Source organism: Vibrio marinisediminis (genome assembly GCF_014050145.1).
In the GTDB taxonomy this organism is placed as follows: domain Bacteria; phylum Pseudomonadota; class Gammaproteobacteria; order Enterobacterales; family Vibrionaceae; genus Vibrio; species Vibrio marinisediminis.
The window spans coordinates 1-343 of sequence record NZ_JACFYF010000083.1; the positions used below are offsets into that span (position 1 = coordinate 1).

Here is a 343-nt window from a genome sequence, read left to right on the forward strand (position 1 = left end):
CTAAATTGAAAATCAATATCACCGTTAAACATGTTGTTAACATATTCTTGCAGTTTCGTTCTTAGTGATCCGTGAACATAAGGCATGTTAGACAGTTTTAAAATAGAGATTACAATAATGTCCCATTGAAAGTTGTCCCATCTTTTTTCTTTAAAGAATGCACTATAATTTTGGTAGTCCGTTAAAATATCTTCTATTTGACTCCATGCTTTTTCCTGATTTTCTGCTGTTAGAGGAGTTGTTTTAGGATCTTGGTAAAAGGCTGCTTTATATTTTTCAACAAACTCGTCATCATAATCATCAGCATAAACGCATACATCACGTAAAACATCATAAACTTTAT

At 31.5% G+C, this 343-nt stretch carries 1 protein-coding gene; it reads right to left on the reverse strand.

Translation table 11 applies throughout. From position 1 onward, the window contains the following. Positions 1-343: hypothetical protein (locus H2O73_RS23495; protein ID WP_182110735.1), on the reverse strand; the 343-nt coding region annotated here is incomplete at both ends.